Genomic DNA, 6,385 nt, shown 5'->3' with positions numbered 1-6,385 from the left:
AGTACGGTAGTGATTGCAGCAGTCAGGGTAGTTTTACCATGGTCAACGTGGCCGATAGTACCAACGTTGACGTGCGGTTTTGTACGTTCAAATTTTTCTTTAGACACGGCTATATTCCTTACTATAGTGCTCTCCCCTTCGGAGAGAGCACGGGACTTAGGTTTTAATCCTGTGGATTACTTACCACGGGCTTCGATAACGGCCTGAGCAACGTTGTTCGGCGCATCATCATACTTCAGGAATTCCATAGTATATGATGCACGACCTTTGGTCAGAGAACGCAGCTGAGTTGCATATCCGAACATTTCAGACAGCGGAACTTCAGCGTGGATCTTAACGCCAGTTACTTCGGATTCCTGACCACGCAGCATACCGCGACGACGGCTCAAGTCACCGATAACGTCACCGGTGTTCTCTTCCGGAGTTTCTACTTCAACCTTCATGATTGGCTCAAGCAGAACTGGTTTTGCTTTCTTAAAGCCTTCTTTAAAGGCAATAGACGCAGCCAGTTTAAACGCCAGTTCAGAGGAGTCAACGTCGTGGTAAGAACCGAAGTGCAGACGAACACCCATGTCTACAACCGGGTAACCAGCCAGAGGACCAGCTTTCAGCTGCTCCTGGATGCCTTTATCAACGGCAGGGATGTATTCGCCAGGAATTACACCACCTTTGATGTCGTTGATGAACTCGTAACCTTTAGGGTTAGAGCCCGGCTCCAGTGGGTACATGTCGATCACAACGTGACCGTACTGACCGCGACCACCAGACTGCTTAGCGTGTTTACCTTCAACATCGGTAACTTTCGCGCGAATCGCTTCGCGGTAAGCAACCTGAGGTTTACCCACGTTCGCTTCAACGTTGAATTCACGTTTCATACGGTCAACGATGATGTCCAGGTGCAGTTCACCCATACCAGCGATGATGGTCTGGTTAGATTCTTCATCAGTCCATACGCGGAATGATGGGTCTTCTTTCGCCAGACGGCCCAGAGCCAGACCCATTTTTTCCTGGTCAGCTTTGGTTTTTGGTTCAACCGCGATGGAGATTACCGGCTCTGGGAATTCCATACGCTCCAGAATGATTGGGTGATCCGGGTCACACAGGGTGTCACCAGTAGTCACGTCTTTCAGACCGATAGCAGCAGCGATGTCGCCCGCACGAACTTCTTTGATCTCTTCACGTTTGTTAGCGTGCATCTGTACGATACGGCCAAAACGTTCACGCGCCGCTTTCACGGAGTTCAGGATGGTGTCACCGGAGTTAACCACACCAGAGTAAACGCGGAAGAAGGTCAGGTTACCCACGAATGGGTCGGTAGCAATTTTGAACGCCAGTGCAGAGAACGGCTCGTCATCACTTGCGTGACGCTCAGCCGGAGTATCTTTACCGTCGTCCAGGATGCCGTTGATCGCAGGAACGTCAACCGGGGATGGCAGGTAGTCAACTACCGCATCCAGCATTGCCTGAACACCTTTGTTCTTGAACGCAGAACCACAGGTTACCAGGATGATTTCGTTGTTCAGAACGCGCTGACGCAGAGCAGATTTGATCTCTTGCTCAGTCAGTTCTTCACCACCCAGGTATTTCTCCATCAGCTCTTCAGAAGCTTCTGCTGCGGATTCGATCAGGTTCTGGTGCCATTCGTCAGCCAGGTCCTGCATCTCTGCCGGGATATCTTCGTATTCGAAGGTAACGCCCGCATCTGCTTCGTTCCAGTTGATCGCTTTCATTTTCACCAGGTCGATAACGCCGGTGAAACCTTCTTCAGCACCAATTGCCAGCTGAAGCGGAACAGGGTTCGCGCCCAGACGGGTTTTGATCTGGCCAACAACTTTCAGGAAGTTAGCACCCATACGGTCCATTTTGTTAACGAACGCGATGCGTGGAACTTTATATTTGTTCGCCTGACGCCATACGGTTTCAGACTGTGGCTGAACACCACCAACTGCGCAATAAACCATTACCGCGCCGTCAAGAACACGCATGGAACGTTCTACTTCGATGGTGAAGTCAACGTGCCCTGGGGTGTCGATGATGTTTACGCGATGCGGTTCGTACTGCTTAGCCATACCTGACCAGAAAGCAGTAGTCGCTGCGGAGGTGATAGTAATACCACGCTCCTGCTCCTGTTCCATCCAGTCCATGGTGGCAGCGCCGTCATGAACTTCACCGATTTTATGGTTTACACCGGTGTAGAACAGAATACGTTCGGTAGTAGTGGTTTTACCGGCGTCGATGTGCGCACTGATACCGATGTTACGGTAGCGTGCGATGGGTGTTGTACGAGCCATTTGATTCCTCGTTTATATCTTTAGGCGTTCAGTTAAGTTACCCAGAGCGGGCGGCTTCTCTGAAGCGCCCGCCTGGTGACTACGACTCCGAAGGGATTACCAACGGTAGTGTGCGAACGCCTTGTTGGCTTCTGCCATACGGTGAACGTCTTCACGTTTCTTAACTGCGGTACCTTTGTTTTCCGCAGCATCAGAAAGTTCGTTCGCCAGACGCAGAGCCATGGATTTATCACCGCGTTTACGAGCAGCTTCAACGATCCAACGCATTGCCAGAGCATTACGACGAACCGGACGAACTTCAACTGGAACCTGATAAGTAGAACCACCAACGCGGCGAGACTTAACTTCTACAGTCGGGCGCACGTTGTCGAGAGCGACTTCGAAAGCTTCCAGTTCATTTTTACCAGAACGCTGAGCCAGGGTCTCCAGCGCGCTGTATACGATTGCTTCTGCGGTAGATTTCTTACCATCTACCATCAGGATATTTACAAATTTTGCCAGCAGTTCTGATCCGAATTTCGGATCTGGAAGAATTTTACGCTGACCAATGACGCGACGACGTGGCATGGGATTACTCCGTTGTTAATTCAGGATTGTCCAAAACTCTACGAGTTTAGTTTGACATTAAGATAAATCAGTTTGGCCTTACTTAACGGAGAACCATTAAGCCTTAGGACGCTTCACGCCGTACTTGGAGCGAGCCTGCTTACGGTCTTTAACACCTGAGCAGTCCAGCGCACCACGAACGGTGTGGTAACGAACACCCGGAAGGTCTTTAACACGACCGCCACGGATCAGGATCACGGAGTGCTCCTGAAGGTTGTGACCTTCACCACCGATGTAGGAAGTCACTTCGAAACCGTTAGTCAAACGCACACGGCATACTTTACGCAGTGCGGAGTTTGGTTTTTTAGGAGTGGTGGTATATACACGAGTACATACACCACGTTTCTGCGGGCAGGCTTCCAGCGCAGGCACGTTGCTTTTTGCAACTTTGCGTGCACGTGGTTTGCGTACCAGCTGGTTAACTGTTGCCATTAAATAGCTCCTGGTTTTAGCTTTTGCTTCGTAAACACGTAATAAAACGACCTCATACAATATGAGGACGCGAAATTTTAGGGCTACGTCGAAAAGGTGTCAAGAAATATACAGCGATCTCAAATCACCAGTTCATTTGACTGGCGTGCGTCACAGTAAGATTGACGAAATCAGTATAGCCAACCACGTCAATTTTGGCTGAAATTTGACCAGAAAGACCCCGCGCATCCAGATCGTCCTTCAGCGCAGAGACAGTTATGGGGGCATTACTGAGGATTTCAACAAAACGGCTGCCTTCAAGCGCCGCCAGCACGCCATCCTGAATCAGCAGCAGATCGTCGCCTTCGCGCAGCATGCTCAGTAACGTGTCGATATCGCATTGCCACGGTGAACGGCTCAGGGTATGGAGCATGACGGCCTCAGAAAGTCAGAACGGTATCGTAGTGAGAGAGATGTTCGCGCAGCGCCGCAGAGGCGAGGATCGTCACGTCCAGCACGAACGATGTTTTCTCGTTTAACCCACGAGCGGCCAGCGAGTCGGCACACACATAGAAGGTTTCAATGTCATAGAGCGGCAGGACCTTAAAGGTCGCAATGTAATCGCGCGCGAGAATAGCCTGCGGCTGTTGGCCGGCCAGAAGCTGGAATACGCCATCGCCTATAAAGAACACGCCGATATCTTCGGTTAATGCCGATGTCGCGAGCAATGCATCCAGCCCTTCGCGACCTGAAGCGCTGCCGTGCGGCGCAGAAGTAAAAACAAACGCTACGCGCTTCATCAAAATTGCACCACTCTGTCGCAGGTCAATGCGGCCTGTGCCAATGCACCTAATCCGCTGAGCGAAAAGCCCGGTTGCAGGTTGGCCCCCGCCAGACCGAGGCGTTCGGCTTCGGTCGCATCCGCCACACCGCGACGCAGTGCCGCGGCGACGCAGATATGCAGCTCAACGCCCTGCGTTTCGTTTAATTTTTGCCAGGCGCGCACAAGGTCAAACTCATCGCTTGCCGGAGAGGTAAACTGGTTCGCGTTATACACCCCTTCACGATAGAAGAAGACGCTTGCCAGTTCATGGCCGGCATCAAGCAGCGCATGGGCAAACTGTAGCGCGCTGCTGGCCTGCTGGGTTCCGTACGCCGGGCCCGTCACCATTAACGCAAAGCGCATTACTTGTCTTGCCCCAGGAAATCGCCGCTTTTGAACTGGCGAATATAAAGGTAAACCGTGTGCTTAGAGATATTCAGGCGATCGGCTACCTGGTTGATGGCATCTTTGATATCAAAAATCCCTTTCTCATAGAGGTTCAGGACGATCTGACGATTCTTGGCGTTGTTGGATACGTTGCGATCGGCATTCACCTCTTCAATGGTGAACTCCAGCGTCTGGGTCACGAGATCCTCAACGGAGGAAGCAAAGTTCACCGACGAGCCCACGTCCGGCGTTTCTGGCGGAATGAAGGTGCTCATGATTTGAGAGAAGGGCACATCAAGGTTCATGTTGATGCACAGCAACCCGATAACCCGGTGGTCACGGTTTCGAATCGCGATAGTTTCTGATTTCATCAGCACGCCGCTTTTGGCGCGGGTGAAATAGCATTTTGAGACGCTGCTGTCCGCGCCGGTCATGTCATGCAACATACGCAATGCAAGGTCGGTGATTGGCGAACCAATTTTACGGCCAGTGTGCTCACCGTTCGCAATGCGGATAGCGGAACACTTAAGATCTTGCAGGGAATGCAATACGATTTCGCAGTGGGAACCAATGAGCATCGCTAACCCGTCCACTACCGCTTCGTAGGATTTCAGAATATCGAAGTCGGTCTGGTCAAATGGACGTTGATCCAGCAAATCAAGTTCACTGGTTTCGTTGGTTAAAAGCGACCTGGACATGAAAAAAACACTCCTTTTCAGGAGCCTGTCGTTAGGTTTTCAGGGCAGGCTCATTATCTACACGGACAACTAAATTAATACAGCGTGTATAACGCTTTCCAGTGTTAATTATATCTGCCCCACATAAAAAAAACCGCCGCCTGGCAGGCGGCGGTTTTTCTCAGCATTACTTCTTGGCTGCTGCGGCTTTATCGTCAGCCGGTGCGTCTGCTTTCGCATCCGCTTTCGGAGCCGGTTTGATGTCCAGCAGTTCTACGTCAAATACCAGCGTAGAGTTAGCCGGGATGCCCGGAACGCCAGTTTTGCCGTAAGCCAGGTCTGGTGGAATGACCAGCTTGATCTTACCGCCTTTCTTGATGTTCTTCAGGCCTTCGGTCCAGCCCGGGATCACACCGTCCAGACGGAAGGAGAGAGGCTCACCGCGGGTGTAAGAGTTATCGAACTCTTTACCGTCGATCAGCGTACCTTTGTAGTTCACCACAACGGTGTCGCTGTCTTTAGGCGCGTCGCCGGTCCCTTCTTTCTCAACTTTATAGATCAGGCCGGTAGAAGACGTTTTAACGCCTTTCTCTTTAGCAAACCTGTCGCGGTAGGCTTTGCCTTTCGCTTCGTTATCTTTAGCGTCTGCTTCCATCTTGGTTTGAGCGGCGCCTTTCACACGCGCTTCAAACGCTTGCAGAGTCTGCTCGATTTCCTGATCAGAGAGCTTGCTCTTGTCGGCGAACGCATCCTGAACACCGGCGATCAGCTGGTTTTTGTCCAGTTTGATGCCCAGCTTCTCTTGTTCTTTCAGAGAGTTTTCCATGTAACGACCCAGAGACGCGCCAAGTGCGTAGGCGGATTTCTGGTCGTCATTTTTGAATGCCGCTTTGCTGTCTGTAGTCGCAGCAGGCTTCGCAGCAGTATCAGCAGCGAAAGACAGCGGCGCGTTGAGCGCAACGGCCATCGTGGTCGCCAGCAGCGTAACTTTAAACAGTGATTTCATCCATATCTCCAGGACCTGAGGTCTCTCACCCCAGTGTTAAACGTAAATGAGTGACGTACTATAAAACGTTGTGGAAGAAATCTACAGACAGACTCCCCCTATTGTCGCCTCTTTTCAGACTATTTTTGTTTAAATAAGTTTCTTGTCAGGGAGATGGATACTGTACTTAAGGAAAAAGTCAGCT

At 51.1% G+C, this 6,385-nt stretch carries 9 protein-coding genes; all 9 read right to left on the bottom strand.

Going from position 1 to position 6,385, the window contains the following annotated elements; translation table 11 throughout:
• Positions 1-107 (bottom strand): GTP-binding protein (locus tag IM267_RS13030; RefSeq protein WP_001785379.1); only part of this gene is annotated, 107 nt, incomplete at its 3' end.
• Between the two features lie 69 nt (positions 108-176).
• Complete coding sequence (fusA, locus tag IM267_RS13025; protein ID WP_063449470.1) at positions 177-2,291, bottom strand: elongation factor G; 2,115 nt, start codon at positions 2,289-2,291, stop codon at positions 177-179.
• 96 nt (positions 2,292-2,387) lie between these two features.
• Positions 2,388-2,858 (bottom strand): 30S ribosomal protein S7, encoded by a 471-nt coding sequence (gene rpsG, locus IM267_RS13020; protein ID WP_003861706.1) that lies wholly within the window; start codon positions 2,856-2,858, stop codon positions 2,388-2,390.
• 96 nt (positions 2,859-2,954) lie between these two features.
• A complete protein-coding gene (rpsL, locus tag IM267_RS13015; protein ID WP_000246815.1) occupies positions 2,955-3,329 on the bottom strand; it encodes a 30S ribosomal protein S12 in 375 nt (124 codons plus the stop codon).
• A 124-nt stretch (positions 3,330-3,453) separates the two neighbouring features.
• Complete coding sequence (tusB, locus tag IM267_RS13010; RefSeq protein ID WP_063449471.1) at positions 3,454-3,741, bottom strand: sulfurtransferase complex subunit TusB; 288 nt, start codon at positions 3,739-3,741, stop codon at positions 3,454-3,456.
• Between the two features lie 7 nt (positions 3,742-3,748).
• Complete coding sequence (gene tusC, locus IM267_RS13005) at positions 3,749-4,108, bottom strand: sulfurtransferase complex subunit TusC (protein WP_193033546.1); 360 nt, start codon at positions 4,106-4,108, stop codon at positions 3,749-3,751.
• The gene (gene tusD / locus IM267_RS13000) at positions 4,108-4,494 is read right to left on the bottom strand and encodes a sulfurtransferase complex subunit TusD (RefSeq protein ID WP_063865797.1); all 387 of its coding nucleotides are present in this window, start codon (positions 4,492-4,494) and stop codon (positions 4,108-4,110) included. Before tusD ends, tusC begins: the two co-directional genes overlap by 1 nt.
• Entirely contained in the window at positions 4,494-5,216 is a 723-nt protein-coding gene (locus IM267_RS12995) for a transcriptional regulator (protein ID WP_023333674.1), read from the bottom strand. Before IM267_RS12995 ends, tusD begins: the two co-directional genes overlap by 1 nt.
• 166 nt (positions 5,217-5,382) lie before the next feature.
• A complete protein-coding gene (gene fkpA, locus IM267_RS12990; RefSeq protein WP_193033545.1) occupies positions 5,383-6,201 on the bottom strand; it encodes an FKBP-type peptidyl-prolyl cis-trans isomerase in 819 nt (272 codons plus the stop codon).
• Positions 6,202-6,385 lie beyond the last annotated feature (184 nt).

This window comes from Enterobacter cloacae complex sp. P15RS (genome assembly GCF_014895905.1).
In the GTDB taxonomy this organism is placed as follows: Bacteria; Pseudomonadota; Gammaproteobacteria; order Enterobacterales; family Enterobacteriaceae; genus Enterobacter; species Enterobacter quasihormaechei.
The sequence above is the reverse complement of the archived record's forward strand: the minus strand, read 5'-3'. Positions and strand labels throughout refer to the sequence as shown.